General features: G+C 65.2%; 2 protein-coding genes. Both read left to right on the top strand.

Annotation, left to right across the window (positions count from 1 at the left end; all coding sequences use genetic code 11):
* Positions 1–460 (top strand): transposase (locus L1069_RS23825; RefSeq protein WP_343328088.1); only part of this gene is annotated, 460 nt, incomplete at its 5' end.
* On the top strand, positions 454–821 hold a 368-nt coding region (gene tnpB / locus L1069_RS23820; RefSeq protein WP_237457294.1), incomplete at its 3' end, for an IS66 family insertion sequence element accessory protein TnpB. The genes L1069_RS23825 and tnpB, both read left to right, overlap by 7 nt.

Raw genomic sequence — 821 nt, 5'->3', positions numbered from 1 at the left:
CCCGTGCTGCGAGATCTTGCACATCTCACAGTGGGGAGTGCGTTTCGCAATGTGCGCTACAAATTCGTTTCTCAAATCGTTGGGCGTGGAGATCTACGCGTCGGGCCACCGGCGGTGGCCGGATGAAGCCAAGGCCCAGGCAGTGGCGGACACGCTCCAGCCGGGTGCGGCTGTGAATGGCGTGGCGGCGCGGTATGGAGTCTTGCCAAACCAGCTGTCGGCTTGGCGCCGGCTGGCGAAGCAGGGGAAGCTGGTGTTGCCAGCGGCGGAGCCGGACGAACCGGTCTTCGCCCCGCTGGTGGTTTGTGATGTTCCGGAGGAGCAGCCGGAGCCGGACATTGCGGCATCCGATGAGGTGATCCGGATCGTCTCGGGCGAAGTCAGGATCGAGCTGGCGCCAGGCACGCCCGCAGCGCGGATCGCCGAGATTGTGCATGCGCTCGGGGCCACGCCATGCTGATGCCCTCGCAGGGCGTCCGGATACTGGTGGCAACGAAGCCGGTGGCTCGCCATTGGGCTCGAACCAATGGCGTCCAAGGCTCGCTCCGCAAAGGCCATGACGGCCTGGCGGCGCTCGTGCAGTCAGCGCTGGCGGAAGATCCGTTCACGGGCACGGTCTTCGTGTTCCGCGCCAAACGGGCGGACAGGATGAAGATCCTGTTCTGGGAGTTTGCGCCGGCCTGCGTGAAACGCAGCAAACTGTCCGGGGGACAGTTTGAGGCAAGAACGGGCGGAGCCCAGCGGGCTTGTCATGGCATACAAACGGCTGGAGGAAAGCACGTTCACCTGGCCCGCGATCCGCGACGGGGCGATGACCTTGA

This window comes from Leisingera sp. MMG026 (genome assembly GCF_021654205.1).
Classification (GTDB): Bacteria; Pseudomonadota; Alphaproteobacteria; order Rhodobacterales; family Rhodobacteraceae; genus Leisingera.
The sequence above is the reverse complement of the archived record's forward strand: the minus strand, read 5'-3'. Positions and strand labels throughout refer to the sequence as shown.